The organism is Pseudoalteromonas sp. S1609 (genome assembly GCF_005887255.1).
Lineage (GTDB): Bacteria > Pseudomonadota > Gammaproteobacteria > Enterobacterales > Alteromonadaceae > Pseudoalteromonas.
This window is the reverse complement of sequence record NZ_PNDJ01000126.1, coordinates 1-344: the sequence shown is the minus strand read 5'-3', so window position 1 is coordinate 344 and position 344 is coordinate 1. Positions and strand designations below refer to the sequence as shown.

The following is a 344-nucleotide window of genomic DNA, read 5'->3' as shown; positions in this document are numbered from 1 at the left end:
GTTGGTAACTGTGTTTTCTAATAACTGGCTATTGGGTATCAGCATATGAACACCGTCGTTCCTGCGAATACGAGTAGAGCGAGTATTAATGGTTTCAACCACCCCCTTAGCAGTGCCAACCTCTAAAAAGTCGCCAATACGGATTGGCCGCTCCCACATTAATATCCAGCCACTAATAAAGTTATTAATAATATTTTGTGCACCGAACCCCACACCGATGGCAATGGCACCCGATACAAAGGCAAATGCGGTTAATGGAATGTTGAGCACCTCAAGGGAGGTAAAAAGTAAAATCGCAATACTTAAAATGAAATAAAAACGCGTGAATAAATGCACTGCATCTG

General features: G+C 42.2%; 1 protein-coding gene. It reads right to left on the bottom strand.

Annotated features, from left to right (window positions below; translation table 11 throughout):
* The coding region (locus CWB76_RS19020) for a mechanosensitive ion channel family protein (protein ID WP_138609683.1) at nucleotides 1-344 on the bottom strand (344 nt) is incomplete at both ends.